Source organism: Pseudomonas sp. Marseille-Q1929, from assembly GCF_017316265.1.
Classification (GTDB): Bacteria; Pseudomonadota; Gammaproteobacteria; order Pseudomonadales; family Pseudomonadaceae; genus Aquipseudomonas.
This window is the reverse complement of sequence record NZ_JAFLWU010000018.1, coordinates 69,677-91,924: the sequence shown is the minus strand read 5'-3', so window position 1 is coordinate 91,924 and position 22,248 is coordinate 69,677. Positions and strand designations below refer to the sequence as shown.

Genomic DNA, 22,248 nt, shown 5'->3' with positions numbered 1-22,248 from the left:
TACCCCATGTCCATCGGATTCAGAGTGCTCAAGCAACAGCGCAAGGTCGCCGCCGAGTGGGTCGAGCGCTACCGCAGCGTGCCCGTCGCCAATATCAGTGATTCGATGAACCGCATGACCGCCGGCGGCGCGAGCTTGAAACCGATGCACCGCACCGGCGTCCTGGTGGGACCAGCGTTGACCGTCAAGGCGCGCCCAGGGGACAACCTGATGCTGCATCACGCGCTGGATATCGCCCAGCCGGGCGACGTCATCGTGGTGGATGCCGGCGGTGACCTGAGTAACGCGCTGATCGGCGAAATGATGGTGGCGTATGCGATCAAGAAAGGCGTGGCAGGCATTGTCATCAACGGCGCGATTCGCGATGCGGCGAGCATCGGTGCCGGGGAGTTCCCGGTGTTTGCGGCGGGTATCACCCATCGCGGCCCGTACAAGGACGGCCCGGGCGAGGTCAATGTGCCGATTGCCCTGGCGGGCATGGTGATCGAGCCGGGTGACCTGGTGATCGGCGATGAAGACGGCTTGCTCTGCGTGCCGTTCGACCAGGTCGCCGAGGTGTATGATCGCGCCTACGCCAAACATGCCGCCGAACAGCAGCAACTGGAACAGATTGCGCTGGGCGAAAACGACCGTACCTGGGTCCTTAAATCCCTTATACAAAAGGGCTGCGAGTTTATTTGAATCCTGCGTCTACCACCCGCTGGCCCACGCCGATCCGCGCGCTGCGCCATCGTAATTTCCAGATCTACTTTGTCGGCCAGGGCCTCTCCACCCTGGGCAAATGGGTGCAACAGGTCGCGCTGTCGTGGCTGGCCTATCACCTGACGGGCTCGGCCGTGCTGCTGGGGGCGATTGCGTTTCTGACGCTGTTGCCACAGTTGCTGGTCGGGCCGCTGGCGGGCGCCTGGTCCGACCGCCATGACAAGCGCCGCCTGCTGATGGCGGTGCAGGCCACCCTGGCCGTGCAATCCCTGCTGCTGGCGGTGCTCACCTGGCAGCAGTGGATGGGCCGCGAGGTGATCATCGCCATGGCACTGTTGCTGGGCTTGCTCAATGCCCTGGAAACACCCCTGCGCCAAGCCTTGATCGCCAGCTTCGTCGATGAGCCCAAGGACCTGCCCAACGCCCTCGTGCTCAATGCCATGCTGATCAACGCCGCGCGCTTTATCGGCCCGCCGCTGGCCGGTTTGCTGATCACCTGGAGCGGCGAGGCCGGTTGCTTCCTGCTCACGTCCATCGCCTTTGGCATGCTGTTGATCGGCTTGGGCAAGGTGCAAAGCCGCGCACAGGTTAGGGCGCAGGGTTCTACCGGGGAGATCTTCCGAGAAGGTCTGCGCTATTTGTGGAATACCCTGTCCATCCGCCGCCTGTTGGTCAGCGTGGTGATGGTCAACCTGCTGGCGTCCTGCTACACGGTGCTGTTGCCGATCCTGGCCAAGCACGCCTTCAGCGGCGATGCCCAAACCCTCGGATGGCTGTGGGGCGCGGCGGGAGCCGGCGCGTTTTTCGCGACGATCTTCCTGGCATTCGCCGGCAGTTCATCGAGCCTGAGCCGCATCATTGTGATGGGCACGGTGGTGTGCGTGGTGTCGTTGTGTGCGGTGGCGGCGAATCTGCCGTTGGGGTTCACCCTGGCCGCATTGGCTGGGTTGGGATTCGGCATTACGGTGAGCAATGTCAGCAGCAACATGACCCTGCAAAGTGCCGCGCCGGAAGCGCTGCGCGGGCGGGTGATTGCCTTTTACATCGCCATGCGTTTCGGTTTTGAAGCGATTGGCGGCTTGTTGGCCGGGCTGTTGGCGGCGGCGCTGAGTGTGCAGTGGACCTTGTTGCTGGCCGGTGCCCTGCTGGGGGTGTATCAGTTGCTCAGTGGGTTGAGCAGCCGTGGGCGCGATCCGAAGTGACCGCTGACCCACGGCCCGATCCGCTGTTTTAGTCCAGGCGTTGCTCCAGAAATTGCGCCACGCAGGCCATGCACGCTTCACGCTCTTCAACGTGGGGCATATGGCTGGAGCGCTCGAAAATCTGCCATTGCACGTCGCTGATGCCGTCGGCAAACGGCTGCACCGTCTCGGGTGTGGCTTCGTCGTAGCGGCCGGAGATCAGCAGCGTCGGCACCTGGATGCGCGACAGGCGATCGATGATGGTCCAGTTGCGCATGCTGCCGATCACATGAAACTCGGTGGGGCCGTTCATGGCGTGGTAGACCGTGGGGTCTGCGTCAATGGCGGCGAACGTTCGCGCGACTTCGGCGGGCACCGGTTGGATACGGCACACATGCCGGGCGTAGAACACGTCCGACGCTGCGCGGTATTCGGCACTGTCGGTGGTGCCGGCCTCTTCGTGGCGCAGCAAGGTGGCCTGTACTTCGGCGGGAAGCGCCAGGCGCAAGCGGTCCGCCGCCTCGGACCACAGCGCCATGGACGCCGGTGAGTTGGCGATGATCAACGCCTTGAGGCCAACTGGCTGGCGCACCGCATGTTCGGCGCCGAGGATGCCACCCCAGGACTGGCCGAGCAGGGCGTAATCGTGGATGCCCAGGTGAGCGATCAGGTTGTTCAGTTCGGCCAGGAACAGGTCCACCACCCAGTACTCGGTGGGCGCATCCGGCAGGTGGGTCGAGCGGCCGTTGCCGAGTTGGTCGTAGTGCACCACGGCGCGGCCAGTGGCGGCCAGGTCCTTGAAGCTGTCGACGTAGTCATGGGTGCAACCGGGGCCGCCGTGGGCAATGATCAGGGGCGGGCCCCCGGCGTTCAGATCACCCGTGACCCGGAACCATGTCCGGTGGCCACGGAAACTGGCATAACCTTCGCGAACCTGCATGCTGTGTACCTCGTTGGGGGGCGATAGGTGCACAGGCTAGTCAAGGTGATTGCTCAAGGGCACTGGCAAAAATTATAGGTTCTCAGATCTCCACCAGCCGGTAATGCAGGCCACGTACCACCGCTTCCACGCGGTTGCGTGCGCCCAGCTTGCGCGCGGCGCCAACCAGGTGCAGGTTGATCGTCGCCTGGGAGCGGTTGAGGGTGGCGGCAATGCCCTTGGCCGTCAGCCCTTTGGCCGAGTGCTGCAGGCACTCGCGTTCGCGCGGGGTGAGATGAATATGGGTGCAGCGGCGCTCCGCTGGCGCCAGCAGCTCGCTGGCCTGGGCCTGGAACGCATGGGCCAGCACCAGCATCTCGCCGAGGTTGCGTTGGGCCTGTTGTTCGGCGTCGGCGGGCGTGCCGTCGACAATCGCGGTTAGCGTGGCAAAGCCGCCGTCGGGCAGGTGCAGTGGCACGGTCAGCCCGGTACTCAGGCCGTAGTCGCGGATGTAGTGGGCCACCGGGCGATGGGCATCGGTGAGGGCGCCGTTCCAGTGTGTGTCCGTGCAGAACGACCAGACAAACGGCAGGGTTTGCCGCGCCGCGCGTTGCTGCACCGGGTCGATCTGGTAATAACCGCGCTCGCACCACAAGGCGTGCATGTCGCCCGGCGCATTCAGGGCCTTGAACACTGACGGGGTGATCAGTGCGCCTTCATGGCTCATGGGGACGGGCGCGTAGTCATAGATCAGGGTTTTGAAACCCAATTGGTTGGTGGCTGATTGAACCTCGGCCAGGCACGCATCCAGCGTCGTAGTGTGGGCGAGTTGCTCGCTGAACGTGATCAGGTCGGTGTGCATGGCGCCTCCGGGCGTTGGGCTGCAGCATTTTGGAAGCAAACAGTCTGCCAATGCCAAAACCTAGTACTTTTCAGGATAGAGCCAGTGCCTGCGTCGCCCTAGAGTGAGGCTTCTGTTCAACCCTTGCGGAGCGCCATCATGATCGACCCTTCCACACCCGGTGACAGCGCGCAGCTCGCGCGTTTCGGATATACCCAACAACTCAAGCGCCAGCTCAGCCTGGGTGACCTGTTGATCTACGGCATGGTGTTCATGGTGCCCCTGGCGCCGTTCTCGATCTTTGGCGGGGTGTTCGACGCCAGCCACGGCATGGTGCCACTGACGTACCTGATCGGCTTTGTCGCCATGCTGTTCACCGCGATCAGTTACCAGCAGATGTCCCACGCGTTTCCGGTCGCCGGCTCGGTATATGCCTATGTGGGGCGCGGCCTGAACAGCCAACTGGGGTTCCTCGCGGGCTGGGCGATCCTGCTCGATTACCTGCTGGTGCCGACCCTGCTTTACGTGATTGGCGCCAATGCCATGGCCAACGTCATCCCCGCTGTGCCGCAGCCGCTGTGGATCGTGTTTTTTGTGGTGCTCAATACCGTGGTGAACCTGCGCGGCATCCAGACCACGGCCCGCGCCAACCGCTTGTTCCTCTATGGCCAACTGGTGGTGCTGGGGGTGTTTGTGGTGCTCGCCAGTGTCGCCATCAGCAACGGCGTCAATGGCGCCAGTTGGACCTTGAAGCCGTTGTACAACCCGGCTGAATTTTCCTTGCCGCTGATATTCAGCGCCCTGTCGGTGGCAGTGTTGTCGTTCCTCGGTTTCGACGCCATCTCCACGCTGTCGGAGGAGACCCGTGGCGGCAGCCGTGCGGTCGGGCGCGCAACGTTATGGTCGCTGGCGCTGGTGGCTGCGCTGTTTATGGTGCAGACGTGGCTGGCGGCGCTGTTGCAACCCAACCTTGTGCAATACCCGGATGCGGATGCGTCGAACAATGCCTTCTACGAAATCGGCCGCCTGGTCGCCGGGCCCTGGCTGCAAGTGGTGATCGCCTTGGCCGTGGCCATCGGCGCTGCAATCGCCAACTCCCTGGTAGCCCAGGCCGCGACGTCGCGGTTGTTGTTCGCCATGGCGCGGGATCGCCAGTTGCCGCAGTTTCTCAGTCAGGTGCACGCGGTCACCGGTGTGCCGCAACGCGCGACTTTTCTGGTGGCGGGCTTGAGCCTGGTGCTGGGTCTGTTTTTTGTCGGGCAGATCAACCTGCTGGCGTCGATGTGCAACTTTGGTGCGCTGACCGCGTTCCTGCTGCTGCATGTGGCGGTGGCCTGGCACTACCGCAGCGCCGGTCGCCGGCTGGTGCACGGGCTGGTGCCGCTGATCGGTTTTGTGATCATCAGCTACGTGCTGGTCAATTCCGACATTTACGCCAAGGTCGGCGGCACGTGCTGGATTGTCCTGGGGATTGGCGTGTTGATGTTTTTCAAGGCCACCGGGCGTTCGACGGAACTCAAGGTGGATGCGTCGCAGGGGTAGGCGAGCGAGACGGTGAATGGCTCACCGTCTCGAACCTGGCAGGCTAGAACTTGAACCGACCCACCAACCCCTTCAGCTGACCGGAAATATCCGTCAACCGACCCGAGCCGGTCTGCGCCGAGTGGGCAAAGCCTTCCACCAGTTGCGCATCGGCATGGATCTGCGCGATGTGCCGGTTGATCTCTTCGGCCACCTGGTGCTGCTCTTCGGCGGCGGTGGCGATCTGGGTGTTCTGGTCGCGGATCGAGTCCACCGAGCCGCGGATCTTGTCGAAGCTGTCGCGGGCCTGTTGGATGCGTTCCACGCTGGTGTGGGACACCAGCAGGCTGCCCTGCATCTGCTGGGTGACTTCCTGGGTGCGCCGGGCGAGGTTGCCCAGCAGGCTGTCGATCTCGCCGGTGGAGTCGGCGGTGCGGCGGGCGAGGGCGCGCACTTCGTCGGCCACCACCGCAAAACCACGGCCCTGATCGCCGGCGCGCGCGGCTTCGATTGCCGCGTTGAGCGCCAGCAGGTTGGTCTGCTCGGCAATCGAGCGGATGGTGTCGAGGATGGTGTTGATGTTCTGGCTGTCCTGCTCCAGCAACTGCATGGTCTGGGTCGACTTTTGCAGGTCTTCGCTCAACTTGAGCACGCTGCCGGTGGCTTCGCCGATGTGCTGCTGGCCGTCGTGTACGTCGCGGTAGCCTTCGTCGGCACTGGTGGCGGCGGCGCTGCACGAACGCGCGACTTCGTTGGCGGTGGCGACCATTTCGTTGAACGCGGTGCTCACCAGCTCCACGGCTTCACGCTGGCGGCCAGCGGCCTGGTTCATGTTGTTGGCCACGGTGCTGGTGTCGGCGGCGGCGCTTTGCAGGTCGGTGGAGGCGCTGCCGATGCGTTGCACCAGTTGCGCAATCGCGCCGAGAAACTGGTTGAACCAGCCGGCCAGCGTCGCGGTTTCGTCCTTGCCCTGCACGGTGAGTTTGCGGGTCAGGTCGCCTTCACCTTCGGCGATTTCCTGCAGGCCGTCGGCAACGCTGCGGATGGGGCGCACGATCATGCTGGCAAAACTTGCACCGACCAGGGCGAAGACCACGGCGAGGGCCGCGGCGATGGCGGCGATCAACCAGGTCAGGCTCGACGCGCCGGCCATCACCTCGTCGCGCTTGATCAAGCCGATAAAGCGCCAGCCGAGGTCTTTGGAGCTGACCACGTTGGCCATGTAGGGCACGCCGTTGATCTCGATCTGGGTGGCGCCGTCGGTGCGCTTGGCCAGCTCGGCGTATTGCGGGCCGAGGTCGGCCAGGGGCTTGAAGTTGTGCTTGGCATCGCTGGGGTCTACCAACACGTTGCCGTTGGCTTCCACCAGCATCAGGTAACCGCTGTCGCCGAGCTTGATGTTGCGCACCAGTTCGGTGAGTTGCTTGAGCGACACGTCCAGGCCGACCACGCCGAGGATATTGCCGGTGGCGTCGGCGACGGTGCGCACGGTGCCGATCAGCACCACGTCATCCGGTGCCCAGTAATAAGCACCGGTGCGCACGGTGTTGCCCGGCGCGGCCACGGCGGCCTTGTACCAGGGGCGTTGGCGCGGGTCGTAGTTGTTCAGCTTGGTGTCGTCGGGCCAACTGGCGTAGCCGCCGTCGCTCAGGCCCAGAGACAGGTAAGCGGTGCTCGGGTGGCTTTTGGCGAACTGGTCGAAGATGTCCAGCAGCGCTTTGTTGGTCGGGGTCAGGGGGATTTGCGCGGCATCGGCACCGGCGTAGCTTTTCAGGTCTTTGGCGGCGGCGATGCGTGGGTCTTTGGCGACGAATTCGACGTTCTGGCTGATGCCGTCGAAGAATTGCTTCATGCCGTTGTCGATCTGGCGGATTTCACGGCTGCTGCTGTCGACGAAATTGGCCTCGGCCGCATCCCGCAGGTTCAGTACCACCAGCACGGCCACCAGGATCACCGGCACGCAGGCGACAGCCGCAAACGCCCAGGTCAGCTTGTGTTTGATATTCATGACATCTCCCGCAGGGTACTTATTAGAGTTGGCAAGGCGGAGGAAAGCGAAGAGCGTCGCATGTGTTGTTTTTAGAGGGGATAGCCCATGCGTACCCCCGGTATATCGACCGGTGGGTCACGCACTTTAGGCCGTTGGCAGGGTTTAACCGATGCGCTCGCCACCCAAGGCATCACGCTGCATCGATTGCAGGTTTTTCTCGATGGTTTCGCAGATGGTGTCCATCTGGATCTGGTGCTCGCTGGAGTTGAACGGGCTTTGCAGGTCGGTGCCGATGCGCTCGATGGCTAGCAGCATAAAACCCACCACCGTCGAGGCCAGCGGGGTGAACCAGCCGAGGGATTCCACCAGGCCTATCGGTACGATCAGGCAGAACAGCGAGATAAACAGCCGTGGGAAATACACGTAGGGGTAGGGCAGCGGCGTGTTGGCGATACGCTCCATGCCGCCCTGGGCGTTGGACAAATCCACCAGGGTCGATTCCAGCCGCGCCAGGCGGATGCTGTCCAGGTGGCCGGCCTTGTATTCCTTGGCCAGCAACGCTGCCGAGCCGGTGAGGATGTCGTTGGCAAAATTATTGGTGGTGCCGTTGCGCGCGAACTCGTCGGTGGGGATGAACGCACGCACCTCATCGGGGCAGGGTTGGCCCTTGAGGTGGGCCGCCAGGCAGTTCACATAGGCCACATGCCGGCGCAGCAGGGTGGCCTTGACCGGGTTGACCTCGCTGTCGGGGTCATCTAGCAGTGTCAGCACCTGGCGCGCAAAACTGCGCGAATTATTGACCATCGCCCCCCACAGCGTGCGCGCCTCCCACCAGCGGTTATAGGCGCTGCTGTTGCGAAAACTGATCAGCACCACCAGCGCCGAACCGAGCAACGTCAGGGGCATCAGCGGCAGGTTGATCTTGTAGGTGAGGAACAGCATGAAATCCACCGTGACGGCGACATCCCACAGCAACAGCCAGAACAAGGCCCAGCCTACATAGCCCATGGTCTTGATGATCAGGCGGTATTTTTTGATGATGGCGGCTTTCAAACGACGACCTCGCGGCGAGCAGTGGGCAAGAGTGCCTTAGCTCGGACGCGGGTTTGGGGGGAAAGGTTCGCTGCTGAAACGTTTCTTAGTGCTGGGCGAGGATGCTGTGGAGCAGGCCGGGGAAGCGACTTTCAAGCACATCACTGCGCAATGAGTTCATATGGGTAGTCCCCACACTCCGCGTCTGCACCAACCCCGCATCACGCAACACGCGAAAGTGGTGGGACATGCTCGACTTGGGCCGCCCGCCATCCAATTCGCCGCACGTGGCTTCGGCTACGCCGGCCAGGCAGCGCACGATTTCCAGGCGCACCGGGTCGCTCAGCGCGTAGAGCACGCGTTCGAGGGTGAGGTCTTGGACTAGGGGGTGTTTGAAGGCTCGCATGAAACGAATGATAACAGGGGGGTATCGCTGAATACTATAGTTCGATTACCATCGAACTATCGAATCAACCATCACTTTGCCGGAGTTGTCCCATGGCCGCTTTGTTCGAACCCTACACACTCAAAGACGTCACCCTGCGCAATCGCATTGCCATCCCGCCGATGTGTCAGTACATGGCCGATGACGGCATCGTCAACGACTGGCACCACGTGCACCTCGCGGGCATGGCCCGTGGTGGGGCAGGGCTGGTGGTGGTCGAGGCCACCGCCGTCGCGCCGGAAGGCCGCATCACCCCGGGCTGCACCGGTATCTGGAGCGATGCCCACGCCGCGGCGTTCGTGCCAATAGTCAAGGCCATCAAGGCCGCGGGTTCGGTGCCGGGCATCCAGATCGGCCACGCCGGGCGTAAAGCCAGCGCCAACCGCCCGTGGGAAGGTGATGACCATATGGCCGCGTCCGACCCGCGCTCGTGGGAAACCATCGCGCCGTCGGCGATTGCCTTTGGTGCGAACCTGCCGCAGGTGCCACGTGCCATGACCCTGGACGACATCGCCCGTGTTCGCCAGGACTTCGTCGATGGTGCGCGCCGTGCCCGTGACGCCGGTTTTGAATGGATCGAGCTGCACTTCGCCCACGGTTACCTGGGCCAGAGCTTCTTTTCCGAACACTCCAACCAGCGCACCGACGCCTACGGCGGCAGCTTTGACAACCGCAGCCGCTTCCTCCTGGAAACCCTGGCCGCCGTGCGTGAAGTCTGGCCGGAAAACCTACCGCTGACCGCCCGTTTCGGCGTGCTGGAATACGACGGCCGCGACGAGCAGACCCTCGCCGAATCCATCGAACTGGCCCGCCGCTTCAAAGCTGGTGGCCTGGACCTGTTGAGCGTCAGCGTTGGCTTTACCATTCCCGACACGAATATCCCGTGGGGCCCGGCATTCATGGGGCCGATTGCCGAACGTGTGCGCCGTGAAGCGGGTATCCCGGTGACTTCGGCGTGGGGCTTTGGCACGCCGCAACTGGCAGAAGGCGCCTTGCAGGCCGGGCATCTGGACCTGGTGTCGGTTGGCCGTGCCCATTTGGCTGATCCGCATTGGGCGTACTTTGCGGCCAAGGAGCTGGGTGTCGAGAAGTCGTCGTGGACCTTGCCGGCGCCTTACGCGCACTGGTTGGAGCGTTATCGCTAAGGCTTGAACCAGCGTTTCAGGAGCCACTCACGCGAGTGGCTTTTTTGTGCCTGGCGTTTATCAATTCGATACAAAGCGGTTACCCAAAAAATAGTGAATGAGAACGCATATCAATAATGGGCGGCGTGATATACCATCGCGCCGCGAAAATCTGGCAGCTATGCCGCCCCATTTGGCCCATTCACTAGGTTCATCATTCATGCGTCGTACCCTGGTTTCCATCTGTGTGCTTCAGGCGTTTTCCCCTTTGACCTGGGCCGAAGTCGCCCCCGCCGACAAGGCCAGCCTGGAGTTGCAAGCCACCTCCATCACCGGCACCGCGGACTACGAGACCGCCCAGGGCCCGGTCAAGGGCTACCTGGCCACACGTTCCGCCAGTGCGACGCGCACCGACACCTCGATTCATGAAACCCCGCAGTCCATCAGCGTGGTGACCAAGGACGCCGTCGAAGACATCGGCGCCACCCGCCTGCAAGACGCGCTGGACTACGCCGGCGGCGTCGGCCGTGCCAATAACTTTGGCGGCCAGGGCCTCACCACCTTCACCGTGCGTGGCTTCACCACCGGCGAGTTCTACCGCAACGGTTTCCCGATCAACCGTGGCTACCCGAACATGCCGGACGCCAACACCATCGAACGTCTCGAAGTGCTGCGCGGCCCGGCCACCATGCTCTACGGCCGTGGCGATCCAGGCGGCACCTTCAACGTGGTGTCCAAGCAACCGCTGCCTGAGCGCACCGTGACGCTGGGCAGCCAGTTGAACGACCAAGGCATGAAGCGCGGCACCCTGGATGCTTCCGGCCCGCTGGATGAAGAAGGCCGCCTGGCTTACCGCCTGAACGTGGTGGGCGAGGGCGGCGAGACCTTCCGCGACCACGTCGAAACCGAACGCTACGGCATCACGCCGGTGATCACCTGGCAAGCTACCGACGCCACTAAGGTGATCTTCGAAGGCGACTTCATGCGCAATAATCACCCGTTGGACCGTGGCCTGACGCGCTTTGCCACGCAAAAAGGCAGTGCCTCGCGCGACACGTTCTGGGGCGACAAGGATGTGGGCAAGCTGCACAACGACAATACCGTGGCCCAGTTGCGTTTCGAGCACCTGCTCAATGACAACTGGACCTTGGGCGGCGGCTTCCAGTACTTGGACGGCACCCTGCAAGGCAACGGCATCGAAGCCAATAGCCTGGCCACCGACGGGCACACCCTCAACCGCAACTTCAACTACCGCAAGCTGGAGTGGACCGACAAGGACACCCAACTCAACCTCACCGGGCGTTTCTCCACCGGTGGGTTCGAACACACCTTGCTCACCGGCATCGAGCTTGAGGACTACGACTACAAGTCGATCATCCAGCGCTCCAGCGCGCCTTACACCAGTGACATCTTCAACCCGGTCTATGGCAAGCCGCGCCCGGCGTTGGTCAACACGCCAACCCACGACACGGAAAACCTGAAGACCTACGGGGCGTTTATCCAGGATCAAGTGGCCCTCACCGATCGCCTGAAAGTATTGGCGGGTGCGCGTTTCGAACGCTTTGAACATGAATACCGCAGCTATGTCGCCAAGGTCGCCCCTTGGGATGCCAGCCACAACGCCGTTACCCCCCGTGTGGGCGTGACCTACGACCTGACGGACACCCTCGCGGTCTACGCCGACGCCGCGCGTTCGTTCAAGCCGAATACCGGTGCCTCGCTTCAAGGCAGCGGGTTTGAGCCGGAGAAGGGTAAATCCTATGAGATGGGCATCAAGTGGGAGGCCCTTGATCGCCAGTTGAGTGTGGACGCCGCGATCTACCAGATCGACAAGAAAAACGTGCTCACCACCGACCCTGCGGATTCGAACTACAAAGTCGCCGCCGGCCAGGTGCGCAGCCGTGGTTTTGACCTGAACGTGGCCGGTAATATCACGCCTGAGTGGCGCGTAATCGGCGGGTATGCCTACGTGGATGCCGAAGTGACCAAGGACAACACGCTGCGTGTCGGTACACACCTGGCCAACATTCCACGCAACAGCTTCAGCCTGCTCAACGTGTATGAATTCCAGGATGGCAGCCTCAAGGGCCTGGGCCTCGGCGCGGGCGCCAAGTACGTCGATGAACGTGCCGGCCTGACCTCCAATACGCCGTTCATGATGGACGCCTACACCGTGGTGGACTTGCTCAGCTACTACAAGGTCAACGACAAGGTGCGGCTCAACCTGGACGTGAAGAACCTGTTCAATCGCGATTATGAAGAAGGGGCGTTCGGTAACTTCTATGCTTACCCGGGCGCGCCGCGCACGGTACAGCTCGGCATTGCCTACACGCTTTAATAATCTGGAGCACTACAAATCAAAATGTGGGAGCGGGCTCCCACAGTTGAAATGTCTATGCCTGATAACGCTCGGTTGTCAGAGCGGCGTCAACACATTCATCACCGTATCCAACGCCACCCGCGTGTCATCCAACTGCACCAGCGACGCATGCCGCGCACCCAGTGCATCGCGGTTCTGGATCGCGGTGAGGATCGCCTTGTGCCGAGGCAGGCTAAGCCCCTGGATATCCGGGCGGCGGTTGGTGATGTTGATCGACTCGCGCAGCGGCAGCGACAGCATGTTGCACATATAGGCCAGCAAGTCGTTGCGCGTGGCGTCGGCAATCGCGCGGTGGAAGTCCAGGTCGGCCTGTAGCAGCTCTTCGTGGGTCTTCGCCGTTTCCATGCCCAGGTAGGCTTTTTCGATGGTGGCGATGTCTTCATCGGTGGCGGTGGTCGCGGCCATGGCTGCGATCTCCGGTTCGAGGATGCGCCGCACACCGGCCAGGGTGTTGAAGAATTCGCTGTGGGGCGTGGACTGCATCAACCAGGACAGCACGTCCGGGTCGAGCAAATGCCATTTCAAACGTGGCCGCACCACCGCACCCACCCGTGGCTTGGAATACACCAGGCCCTTGGCGCTGAGCACCCGCGTGGCTTCGCGCAACACCGAGCGGCTGACCTTGTACTCCTCGCAGAGCGTGGCCTCCAGGGGCAGCTTTTCTTCGGGCTTGAAGCGCCCGGAAACGATGTGCATGCCCAAGTCCTGAACGATCTGGGCATGCATGCTCTTGCGCGGCTTGGGAGGCTGGTGATCCATAACGACGGAGAGGCTCTGACTTAAAGACCCGGCATCATAGCATCCCAATTAGTGGGAATGCCGGGGGACTTCCGCCCCACGGCAACCCACCAGGAAGTCAAAGTCGCAACCCTGGTCCGCCTGCAATACGTGGTCGATATACAACTGGCGATAACCGCCGACGATCATTTTTTGCGGTGGCGCCAGATCCGCCATGCGTGCCGCCAGCTCGGCGTCGGGGATGTCCAGGTGCAGGCGACCGTTGGCGCAGTCCAGTTCGATCCAGTCACCTTCCTTTACCGTGGCCAACGGCCCGCCGGCTGCGGCTTCCGGCGCCACGTGCAGTACCACCGTGCCGTACGCCGTGCCGCTCATGCGCGCGTCGGAAATGCGCACCATGTCCGTCACACCCTGGGCCAGCAGCTTGGCAGGCAGGCCCATGTTGCCCACCTCGGCCATGCCCGGGTAACCCTTGGGCCCGCAGTTTTTCATGACCAGGATCGAGTTGGCGTCCACGTCCAGCTCCGGGTCGTTGATGCGCGCCTTGTACATGTCGAAGTTCTCGAACACCACCGCACGGCCGCGATGTTGCATCAGCTCCGGGCTGGCAGCAGACGGCTTGAGCACCGCACCCAACGGCGCCAGGTTGCCGCGCAGTACGCAGATGCCGCCGTCGGCGCGGATCGGGTTGTCGAGGGTGCGGATCACTTCGTCCTGACCGTAGATCGGCGAATCCTGGGTGTTCTCGCCGAGGGACTTGCCGTTCACCGTCAGCGCATTCGGATGGGGGATCAGGTTGGCCTCACCGAGGCGGCGCAACACCGCCGGCAGGCCGCCGGCGTAGTAGAACTCCTCCATCAGGAAGCGCCCCGACGGCTGCAAGTCGACGATGGTCGGCATGCCACGGCCCATGCGGGTCCAGTCGTCGAGGTCGAGTTCCACACCGATGCGCCCGGCGATAGCCTTCAAGTGGATCACCGCGTTGGTCGAACCGCCGATGGCCGCATTCACGCGGATCGCGTTTTCAAACGCCTCTTTGGTGAGGATCTTCGACAGCTTCAAGTCTTCGCGCACCATCTCCACCGCGCGCATGCCGGACATATGCGCCAGCACATAACGCCGCGCATCCACCGCCGGAATCGCCGCGTTGTGCGGCAACGAGGTGCCCAGCGCTTCGGCCATGCACGCCATGGTCGAGGCCGTGCCCATGGTGTTGCAGGTGCCCGCCGAGCGCGACATGCCGCCCTCGGCCGCGAGGAAGTCATCCAGGGTAATGGTGCCGGCCTTGACCTGCTCGCTGAGCTGCCACACCACGGTGCCCGAACCAATGTCCTGGCCCTTGTGCTTGCCGTTGAGCATCGGCCCACCGGTGACCACGATCGCCGGCACGTCGCAACTGGCGGCGCCCATCAGAAGGGCCGGGGTGGTCTTGTCGCAGCCGGTCAGCAGCACCACGCCGTCAATCGGGTTGCCGCGAATCGCTTCTTCCACGTCCATGCTCGCCAGGTTGCGGGTGAGCATGGCGGTGGGGCGCAGGTTGGATTCGCCGTTGGAAAACACCGGGAATTCCACCGGAAAGCCACCGGCCTCGATCACGCCGCGTTTGACGTGCTCGGCGATCTGGCGGAAATGCGCGTTGCACGGCGTCAGCTCCGACCAGGTATTGCAGATGCCGATGATCGGCTTGCCATGGAACTGATGGTCGGCAATGCCCTGGTTCTTCATCCAGCTGCGGTACATGAAGCCGTTCTTGTCGGCGGTACCAAACCACTGGGCGGAGCGTAGGCCGGGCTTTTTATCAGACATGATCGATTCTCTTATTGTATGACTATATGTTCTATCTGTGCTTAAACATAAGCGCAAAATCGCTGCTTTGGAAGAGTTGTTTTGCAAATAGTCCTACTATATAGTCCGTCTTAACTGAGGTATGACCCTGGCGGATTTTCGCGAGAGGCGTCCCCCGAGCTTCTATAAAAACAACAATGTGGAGATCGACCCCCATGAGCCAGGAACTGCGGCTTATTCGGCGCATTACGCTGAAACTGATTCCCTTCCTGATCCTGCTGTACCTGATCGCCTACGTGGACCGTTCCGCCGTGGGCTTCGCCAAGTTGCACATGGGCGCCGACATCGGCATCGGTGATGCCGCCTATGGCTTGGGCGCAGGCCTGTTCTTTATTGGCTACTTCCTGTTCGAGATCCCCAGCAACCTGATGCTCGACCGCTTCGGCGCGCGGCGCTGGTTCGCGCGGATCATGATCACCTGGGGCGCGATCACCATCGGCATGGCCTTTGTGCAGGGGCCGCACAGCTTCTATGTGATGCGCTTTCTGCTTGGCGCGGCGGAGGCGGGGTTCTTCCCGGGCGTGCTGTACTACATCACCCAATGGTTCCCGGTGCGCCATCGCGGCAAGATCCTCGGGCTGTTTATCCTGTCCCAGCCGATTGCGATGATGATCACCGGCCCGGTGTCCGGTGGCTTGTTGGGCATGGACGGCATCCTCGGCCTGCACGGCTGGCAGTGGTTGTTCATCGTGATTGGCACCCCGGCGATCCTGCTCACCTGGCCGGTGCTGCGCTACCTGCCGGACGGCCCCAAGCAGGTCAGCTGGATGAGCGATGAGGAAAAAGCCTGGCTCACCGGCGAACTCGCCAAAGACCTGCAAGCCTACGGCCAGACCCGCCACGGCAACCCGTTGCATGCCCTCAAGGACAAACGCGTGTTGCTGCTGGCGCTGTTCTATTTGCCAGTGACCCTGAGTATCTACGGCCTGGGCCTGTGGCTGCCGACCCTGATCAAGCAGTTCGGCGGCAGTGACCTGACCACCGGCTTCATCTCCGCCGTGCCCTACATCTTCGGCATCATCGGCCTGCTGATCATCCCGCGCAGCTCCGACCGCTTGAATGATCGCTACGGCCACTTGGCAGTGCTTTATGTACTGGGCGCCATCGGCCTGTTCTTCAGCGCCTGGCTGAGCGTGCCGGTGCTGCAAATGGCCGCGCTGTGCCTGGCCGCATTCGCGTTGTTTTCCTGCACCGCGGTGTTCTGGACCTTGCCGGGGCGTTTCTTCGCCGGTGCCAGTGCGGCGGCAGGTATTGCGCTGATCAACTCGGTGGGCAACCTCGGCGGCTACATCGGCCCGTTTGTGATTGGTGCGCTCAAGGAATACACCGGCAACCTCGCCTCGGGCCTGTACTTCCTGTCGGCGGTGATGGTGTTCGGGCTGATCCTGACCTTCGTGGTGTACCGCGTGCTGGAACGCAAGCACGTGCTGCCCGCCGACCAATTCGCCGCCAGCGCCCGTGGCGCTTCACGTACTTGATTCAAGGAGAAGTTGCATGCGTTTAGTTCAGTTTGAATTGCCCAACGGTGAGCGCCGGGTGGGCGTGGTGGACGGCAACATAGTGCGCGAGGTGCAGACGGCGCGCAGCGTGCGTGAATTGGCCCTGGCGGCCATCGAAGCCGGTGTTGGCCTGGCCCAACAGGTCGACAGCCTGGGCCTGGGCGCCAGCCATGACTACGCGGCACTGCTTGCCGACTTGAAGATCCTGCCGCCGCTGGACCATCCCGACCCAGCCCATATGCTCATCAGCGGCACCGGCCTGACTCACCTCGGCAGCGCCTCGGCCCGCGACAAGATGCACCAGGCCGGCGACGAAACCGCGCTGACCGACACCATGCGCATCTTCAAATGGGGCGTGGAGGGCGGCAAACCGGCAGCGGGCGTTGCCGGCGTGCAGCCCGAGTGGTTCTACAAGGGCGACGGCAGTATCGTCGTGCGCCCCGGCGCCGCGTTCCCGGTGCCGCCGTTTGCCGAAGACGCCGGTGAAGAGCCGGAGATCGGCGGCTTGTACGTGATCGGCCCGGACAGCCAGCCCTATCGCGTCGGCTTTGCGGTGGGCAACGAGTTTTCCGACCACGTCATGGAGCGCAAGAACTACCTGTACCTGGCCCATTCCAAGCTGCGCAGTTGCAGCTACGGCCCCGAATTGCGCGTCGGTGAGTTGCCGCAGCATCTGGCGGGCAGCAGCCGCATCCTGCGCGACGGCGAAGTGATCTGGCAGAACGAGTTCCTCAGCGGCGAAGCCAACATGTGCCACAGCCTGGACAACCTCGAATACCACCACTTCAAATACCGCCAGTTCCTCAGGCCGGGCGATGTGCACATCCACTTCTTCGGCACCGCCACGCTGTCATTCGCCGACGGTATACGTACCCAGCCGGGGGATGTGTTCGAGATCAGCCAGGCCGAGTTCGGCGCGCCGCTGGTCAACCGTGTCGGCAGCAGCGACGCAGCGTTCGAACCCGGCCACGTCATCACCCTTTAAGGAGCCCTTCATGTCCCAGTTTCTCGGCCACAACTACATCGGCGGCGAGCGCAGCGCCAACGGCAGCGTGACCCTCAAGAGTGTCGATGCAAGCACCGGCGAAGCCTTGCCCCAGGATTTCTACCAGGCCACCCCGCAGGAAGTTGACGCCGCCGCCAAGGCCGCTGCGCAGGCGTATCCAGCCTATCGCGCCCTGAGTGCGGCGCGGCGGGCGCAGTTCCTCGATGCGATCGCCGATGAGCTGGACGCCCTGGGCGATGATTTCGTCGCACTGGTCTGCCGTGAAACCGCGCTGCCCGCCGCCCGTATCAAAGGCGAGCGCGGGCGCACCAGCGGCCAGATGCGCCTGTTCGCCAGCGTGCTGCGGCGCGGGGACTTCTACGGCGCGCGCATCGACAAGGCCCTGCCGGAGCGCCAGCCATTGCCGCGCCCGGACCTGCGTCAATACCGCATCGGCCTCGGCCCGGTGGCGGTGTTTGGGGCAAGCAATTTCCCACTGGCGTTTTCCACGGCGGGCGGTGACACCGCCGCTGCGTTGGCGGCCGGTTGCCCGGTGGTGTTCAAGGCCCACAGCGGGCATATGGCGACGGCCGAATGCGTGGCCGATGCAATTATTCGTGCCGCTGAAGCCAGCGGGATGCCGGCCGGTGTGTTCAATATGATCTTTGGCGGCGGCGTCGGCGAGGCGCTGGTCAAGCACCCGGCGATCCAGGCGGTGGGCTTTACCGGTTCGCTCAAGGGCGGTCGCGCCTTGTGCGATATGGCGGCAGCGCGCCCGCAGCCGATCCCGGTGTTTGCCGAGATGTCCAGCATCAATCCGGTGATCGTCTTGCCCCAGGCGTTACAGGCCCGCGCCGACACCATCGCCCGCGACCTTACCGCGTCGGTGGTGCAAGGCTGCGGCCAGTTCTGCACCAACCCGGGCTTGGTGATCGGCCTCGCATCGCCTGCATTTACCGCGTTCACCCAGCAGGTGGCGCAATTGATCGGCGACCAACCGGCGCAGACCATGCTCAACGCCGGCACCCTGGGCAGCTACGGCAAGGGCCTGGAAAAACTCCTCGCCCATCCGCGCATCGAGCATCTGGCGGGCAACCCGCAGGCGGGCAATCAAGCCCAGCCGCAGCTGTTCAAGGCCGATGTGCGCCTGCTGATCGATGGCGATGAAGTGCTGCAGGAAGAAGTCTTCGGCCCCACCACGGTGTTTGTCGAAGTCGCCGACCAGGCCCAGCTCAGCGCCGCCTTGCACGGCCTGCACGGCCAGCTCACGGCGACGATCATTGGCGAGCTGAATGACCTGCAACAGTTCGCCGAACTCACGCCACTGCTGGAGCAGAAAGTCGGGCGCATCCTGCTCAACGGCTACCCCACCGGCGTCGAAGTCTGCGACGCGATGGTGCACGGCGGCCCTTATCCTGCGACCTCCGATGCCCGTGGCACCTCGGTCGGCACCCTGGCCATCGACCGCTTCCTGCGCCCGGTGTGCTTCCAGAATTACCCTGATAGCCTGCTGCCCGATGCGTTGAAAAACGCCAACCCGTTGCGTATCCAACGCCTGGTGGATGGCACGCCGTCGCGCGATCCGTTGTAAAACGCAGACCTGAGAACAACAAAAAATCCAGGAGGCACCATGTCGTTTCATGCCGTTACCGAACACCGTGCGCAACTGGGGGAGGGCCCGTTCTGGGACGTGCCGACCCAGGCGCTGTACTGGGTGAATATCGCCGGCAAACAGGCGCTGCGCCTGATGGGCGGGCAGTTGCGGGTGTGGCAGTTGCCCGAGCATGTCTCGGCGTTTATCCCGTGTGAACGCGGTGATGCGCTGGTGACCTTGAGCAGCGGCGTGTATCGCCTCGACCTCGACAGCGAAGCACTGACCCTGCTGTGCGTGGCCGACCCGCAACCGGGCAACCGGGGCAATGAAGCGCGCTGCGATGCCCAGGGCCGCCTGTGGCTGGGCACCATGCAGAACAATATCGGCGCGCAGGGCGAAGACCTGCCGGTGACGCGGCGTTCCGGCGGCCTGTTTCGTATCGATGCCGACGCGCGGGTCACGCCGTTGCTCAGCGGCCTGGGCATTCCCAACACCTTGCTGTGGAACGACGACGGCAGCCTTGTGCATTTTGGCGACAGCATGGATCGCACGCTCTACCGGTTTGCGATCCAGGCGGACGGCCAACTCGGCGCCGCCGATGCCTGGTTCGGCCCCCACGAACGCGGCGGGCCGGACGGCTCGGCGATGGACGTTGAGGGCTATATCTGGAATGCACGCTGGGACGGCAGCTGCCTGCTGCGCATCGCGCCGGATGGCGGGGTCGATCGCGTCATCGAGCTGCCCGTCAGCCGGCCCACCAGCTGCGTATTTGGCGGGCCAAACCTCAGCACCCTTTACATCACCAGCGCCGCCAGCCCTTTGGATCACCCCTTGGACGGCGCCGTGCTGGCCATCGAACTCGACCTGCCAGGCAAGCCCTGTCACCGCTTTGCCGGTTAACCCCCCCAAGACTTAAAAACAACAACAAGGAGTCACCGTATGAATCGTCGTCGTGGTATCCGTTCCCTGTGCTGCGCCGCTGTGGCGGTCTCGGCCATGAGCTTGAGCGGGCTGTTGCTGGCCGCTGAAGAAGTGAAGATCGGCTTCCTGGTCAAGCAGGCCGAAGAACCGTGGTTCCAGACCGAATGGGCCTTCGCCGAAAAAGCCGGCAAGGAACACGGTTTCACGGTAATCAAGATCGCCGTGCCCGATGGCGAGAAGACCCTGTCGGCCATCGACAGCCTGGCCGCCAATGGCGCCAAGGGTTTTGTGATCTGCCCACCGGACGTGTCCCTCGGCCCGGCCATTGTCGCCAAGGCCAAGGCCAACGGCCTCAAAGTGATCGCGGTGGATGACCGTTTTGTCGATGCCAAGGGCAACTTCATGGAAGACGTGCCGTACCTGGGCATGGCGGCGTTTGAAGTCGGCCAGAAACAAGGCGCGGCCATGGCCGCCGAAGCGAAAAAACGCGGTTGGGACTGGAAGGACACCTACGCGGTGATCAACACCTTCAATGAACTCGACACCGGTAAAAAACGCACCGACGGCTCGGTCAAATCCCTGGAAGAAGCGGGCATGCCCAAGGATCACATTCTCTTCACCGCCGCCAAGACCCTCGACGTGCCGGGCAGCATGGACGCCACCAACTCGGCCCTGGTCAAGCTGCCCAGCGGCGCGAAAAACCTGATCATCGGCGGCATGAACGACAATACTGTGCTCGGCGGCGTGCGCGCCACGGAAAGCGCCGGCTTCAAGGCGGCCAATGTGATCGGCATCGGCATCAATGGCACCGACGCCATCGGCGAACTGAAAAAGCCCAACAGCGGTTTCTTCGGCTCGATGCTGCCAAGCCCGCACATCGAGGGCTACAACACCGCGCTGATGATGTACGAGTGGGTCACCAAAGGCACGGAACCGGCGAAGTACACCGCCATGGATGAAGTGACGCTGATCACCCGCGACAACTTCAAGGAAGAGCTGACCAAAATCGGGTTGTGGCAATGACCGCTGCGGCCCTGCGCTTTGACGGCATCGGCAAGACCTTTCCCGGGGTCAAGGCGCTGGACGGCATCAGCTTCAGCGCCCAACCCGGGCAGGTGCACGCGCTGATGGGGGAGAACGGCGCGGGCAAGTCGACGCTGCTGAAAATCCTCGGCGGCGCCTATATCCCGAGCAGCGGCACGGTGCAGATTGGCGAGCAGACGATGGCCTTCAAATGCGCCGCTGACAGCATCGCCAGCGGCGTGGCGGTGATTCACCAGGAGCTGCACCTGGTGCCGGAAATGACCGTGGCCGAGAACCTGTTCCTCGGGCACTTGCCGTCGCGGTTTGGTGTGGTCAATCGGGGGCTGCTGCGCAAGCAGGCCCTCGCTTGCCTCAAGGGCCTGGCGGATGAAATCGACCCAGCGGAGAAGCTCGGGCGCCTGTCCCTGGGTCAACGGCAGTTGGTGGAAATCGCCAAGGCGTTGTCCCGTGGCGCCCATGTGATTGCCTTCGACGAACCCACCAGCAGCCTGTCGGCGCGGGAGATCGACCGCTTGATGGCGATCATCACGCGCTTGCGCGATGAGGGAAAAGTGGTGCTCTACGTGTCCCATCGCATGGAAGAGGTGTTCCGCATCTGCAACGCGGTGACGGTGTTCAAGGACGGCCGTTTTGTGCGCACCTTCGACGACATGAGCGCCCTGAGCCATGACCAGTTGGTGACCTGCATGGTCGGTCGCGATATCCAGGACATCTACGATTATCGCCCGCGTGAGCACGGCGAGGTGGCGTTAAAGGTCGACGGTTTACAAGGTCCCGGCCTGCGTGAGCCGATCAGCTTCAACGTGCGCAAGGGTGAAATCCTCGGCCTGTTCGGGCTGGTCGGGGCAGGGCGCACCGAGCTGTTCCGGTTATTAAGCGGTTTGACCCGCAGCACCGCCGGGAGCCTGGAGCTCTGTGGGGAAAAACTGCACCTGCATTCACCGCGCGACGCCATCGCCGCCGGCGTGCTGCTGTGCCCGGAAGACCGCAAGAAGGAGGGCATCATCCCGCTCTCCAGCGTCGCCGAGAACATCAATATCAGCGCCCGTGGTGCCCATTCCGCGTTCGGCTGGCTGTTGCGCGACGGCTGGGAGAAAGGCAACGCCGACCAGCAGATCAAGGCGATGAAGGTCAAGACGCCCAATGCGCAACAGAAAATCATGTACCTGTCCGGTGGCAACCAGCAGAAGGCGATCCTCGGTCGCTGGCTGTCGATGCCGATGAAAGTCCTGCTGCTGGACGAGCCGACCCGTGGCATCGATATCGGCGCCAAGGCCGAGATCTATCAGATCATCCATAACCTCGCGGCCCAAGGCATTGCGGTGATCGTGGTGTCCAGCGACCTGATGGAAGTGATGGGCATCAGCGACCGCATCCTGGTGCTGTGCGAAGGCGCGCTGCGCGGCGAACAAACCCGCGCCCACGCGACTGAATCCAACCTGCTGCAACTGGCCCTGCCGCGCAGCCTGGCGAACTGAGAGAACGTT

At 63.0% G+C, this 22,248-nt stretch carries 18 protein-coding genes; 11 read left to right on the top strand and 7 right to left on the bottom strand.

The window, feature by feature from the left end:
* The first annotated feature begins 6 nt into the window (after positions 1 to 6).
* Together J1G37_RS19215 and J1G37_RS19210 are read left to right on the top strand one after the other, a co-directional pair.
* A complete protein-coding gene (locus J1G37_RS19215) occupies positions 7 to 681 on the top strand; it encodes an RraA family protein (RefSeq protein WP_207044547.1) in 675 nt (224 codons plus the stop codon).
* The gene (locus J1G37_RS19210) at positions 678 to 1,904 is read left to right on the top strand and encodes an MFS transporter (protein ID WP_207044545.1); all 1,227 of its coding nucleotides are present in this window, start codon (positions 678 to 680) and stop codon (positions 1,902 to 1,904) included. Before J1G37_RS19215 ends, J1G37_RS19210 begins: the two co-directional genes overlap by 4 nt.
* A gap of 28 nt (positions 1,905 to 1,932) precedes the next feature.
* On the opposite strand, the gene J1G37_RS19205 is transcribed toward J1G37_RS19210, so the two are convergent.
* On the bottom strand, positions 1,933 to 2,823 hold the full coding sequence (locus J1G37_RS19205) for a proline iminopeptidase-family hydrolase (RefSeq protein ID WP_207044543.1): 891 nt from the start codon (positions 2,821 to 2,823) through the stop codon (positions 1,933 to 1,935).
* 82 nt (positions 2,824 to 2,905) lie between these two features.
* Positions 2,906 to 3,664, bottom strand: coding sequence for an autoinducer binding domain-containing protein (locus J1G37_RS19200; RefSeq protein ID WP_124528705.1), 759 nt, complete (start codon positions 3,662 to 3,664; stop codon positions 2,906 to 2,908).
* A gap of 138 nt (positions 3,665 to 3,802) precedes the next feature.
* Between J1G37_RS19200 and J1G37_RS19195 the strand changes: the two genes are divergently transcribed.
* Positions 3,803 to 5,185 carry an APC family permease gene (locus J1G37_RS19195; protein ID WP_207044541.1) on the top strand — a complete coding sequence of 461 codons (1,383 nt, stop codon included), beginning with the start codon at positions 3,803 to 3,805 and terminating at the stop codon, positions 5,183 to 5,185.
* A 43-nt stretch (positions 5,186 to 5,228) separates the two neighbouring features.
* Here J1G37_RS19195 and J1G37_RS19190 read toward each other — a convergent pair whose 3' ends face one another.
* The 3 genes from J1G37_RS19190 to J1G37_RS19180 form a co-directional block, all read right to left on the bottom strand.
* Entirely contained in the window at positions 5,229 to 7,172 is a 1,944-nt protein-coding gene (locus J1G37_RS19190) for a methyl-accepting chemotaxis protein (protein ID WP_207044539.1), read from the bottom strand.
* 144 nt (positions 7,173 to 7,316) lie between these two features.
* Complete coding sequence (locus tag J1G37_RS19185) at positions 7,317 to 8,207, bottom strand: bestrophin family ion channel (protein ID WP_207044537.1); 891 nt, start codon at positions 8,205 to 8,207, stop codon at positions 7,317 to 7,319.
* Positions 8,208 to 8,292: 85 nt separating this feature from the next.
* Positions 8,293 to 8,592, bottom strand: a complete 300-nt coding sequence (locus J1G37_RS19180) for a helix-turn-helix domain-containing protein (RefSeq protein WP_050558310.1) — start codon at positions 8,590 to 8,592, stop codon at positions 8,293 to 8,295.
* A gap of 92 nt (positions 8,593 to 8,684) precedes the next feature.
* Between J1G37_RS19180 and J1G37_RS19175 the strand changes: the two genes are divergently transcribed.
* On the top strand, positions 8,685 to 9,776 hold the full coding sequence (locus J1G37_RS19175; protein WP_207044535.1) for an NADH:flavin oxidoreductase/NADH oxidase: 1,092 nt from the start codon (positions 8,685 to 8,687) through the stop codon (positions 9,774 to 9,776).
* Between the two features lie 199 nt (positions 9,777 to 9,975).
* The gene (locus tag J1G37_RS19170; protein WP_207044532.1) at positions 9,976 to 12,093 is read left to right on the top strand and encodes a TonB-dependent siderophore receptor; all 2,118 of its coding nucleotides are present in this window, start codon (positions 9,976 to 9,978) and stop codon (positions 12,091 to 12,093) included.
* Positions 12,094 to 12,171: 78 nt separating this feature from the next.
* On the opposite strand, the gene J1G37_RS19165 is transcribed toward J1G37_RS19170, so the two are convergent.
* The gene (locus J1G37_RS19165) at positions 12,172 to 12,894 is read right to left on the bottom strand and encodes a FadR/GntR family transcriptional regulator (RefSeq protein WP_017739605.1); all 723 of its coding nucleotides are present in this window, start codon (positions 12,892 to 12,894) and stop codon (positions 12,172 to 12,174) included.
* 48 nt (positions 12,895 to 12,942) lie between these two features.
* The gene (locus J1G37_RS19160) at positions 12,943 to 14,679 is read right to left on the bottom strand and encodes an IlvD/Edd family dehydratase (RefSeq protein ID WP_207044530.1); all 1,737 of its coding nucleotides are present in this window, start codon (positions 14,677 to 14,679) and stop codon (positions 12,943 to 12,945) included.
* A gap of 194 nt (positions 14,680 to 14,873) precedes the next feature.
* Here J1G37_RS19160 and J1G37_RS19155 point away from each other — a divergent pair, with 194 nt between their 5' ends.
* The 6 genes from J1G37_RS19155 to araG are packed head-to-tail and all read left to right on the top strand — an operon-like array spanning position 14,874 to position 22,239.
* Entirely contained in the window at positions 14,874 to 16,196 is a 1,323-nt protein-coding gene (locus tag J1G37_RS19155; protein ID WP_207044528.1) for an MFS transporter, read from the top strand.
* Positions 16,197 to 16,212: 16 nt separating this feature from the next.
* Positions 16,213 to 17,202, top strand: a complete 990-nt coding sequence (araD1, locus tag J1G37_RS19150) for an AraD1 family protein (protein WP_207044525.1) — start codon at positions 16,213 to 16,215, stop codon at positions 17,200 to 17,202.
* A gap of 10 nt (positions 17,203 to 17,212) precedes the next feature.
* Positions 17,213 to 18,793, top strand: coding sequence for an aldehyde dehydrogenase (NADP(+)) (locus J1G37_RS19145; protein WP_207044523.1), 1,581 nt, complete (start codon positions 17,213 to 17,215; stop codon positions 18,791 to 18,793).
* A gap of 39 nt (positions 18,794 to 18,832) precedes the next feature.
* A complete protein-coding gene (locus tag J1G37_RS19140) occupies positions 18,833 to 19,696 on the top strand; it encodes an SMP-30/gluconolactonase/LRE family protein (RefSeq protein WP_207044521.1) in 864 nt (287 codons plus the stop codon).
* Between the two features lie 39 nt (positions 19,697 to 19,735).
* Positions 19,736 to 20,740: a substrate-binding domain-containing protein gene (locus J1G37_RS19135; protein ID WP_017739599.1), complete on the top strand. Its 1,005-nt coding sequence runs from the start codon at positions 19,736 to 19,738 to the stop codon at positions 20,738 to 20,740.
* Positions 20,737 to 22,239, top strand: a complete 1,503-nt coding sequence (araG, locus tag J1G37_RS19130) for an L-arabinose ABC transporter ATP-binding protein AraG (protein ID WP_207044519.1) — start codon at positions 20,737 to 20,739, stop codon at positions 22,237 to 22,239. The genes J1G37_RS19135 and araG overlap by 4 nt, the downstream gene beginning before the upstream one ends.
* Positions 22,240 to 22,248 lie beyond the last annotated feature (9 nt).